Annotated in this window: 1 protein-coding gene; it reads right to left on the reverse strand. The window is 65.8% G+C overall.

Annotated features, from left to right (window positions below; all coding sequences use genetic code 11):
• Positions 1-298 (reverse strand): hypothetical protein (locus MFF64_RS36645; protein ID WP_238193942.1); only part of this gene is annotated, 298 nt, incomplete at its 3' end.
• Positions 299-392: the final 94 nt, after the last annotated feature.

The following is a 392-nucleotide window of genomic DNA, read 5'->3' on the forward strand; positions in this document are numbered from 1 at the left end:
TGTTCCACGTGAGCCCCGTCGCCGTGAGGAACTGGCCGCCCGCCGGGTTGAACGCCAGCACCTGCCGGCGCAGCTCCTGATCGTAGACCGTGCTCGGGCGACGCGCCGAGTCCGTCTGCACTAACGGCACGCCGCCGGTCTTGAAGTTCTCGACGCGGCTGACGCCGCCCACGTCCTGGGTGACGGCATCCGCCGTCCAGATGCCGTGGCATCGGACGTCGTTCGCGAGAGCCGCACGGTAATCGACTAGGCCGCTATAGCCCGCTGCGGCGTCGATCTTGCTGTCGATGATGATCATGTGTCGGGTTTCCCAAATTAGGCCGCGGTGACGGTCTGACGGAACACGGTCAGCCACGTGTCGATCGTGTATCCGCTGAGGATCAGGCTCGGCG

The organism is Methylobacterium frigidaeris (assembly GCF_022179185.1).
Lineage (GTDB): Bacteria > Pseudomonadota > Alphaproteobacteria > Rhizobiales > Beijerinckiaceae > Methylobacterium > Methylobacterium frigidaeris.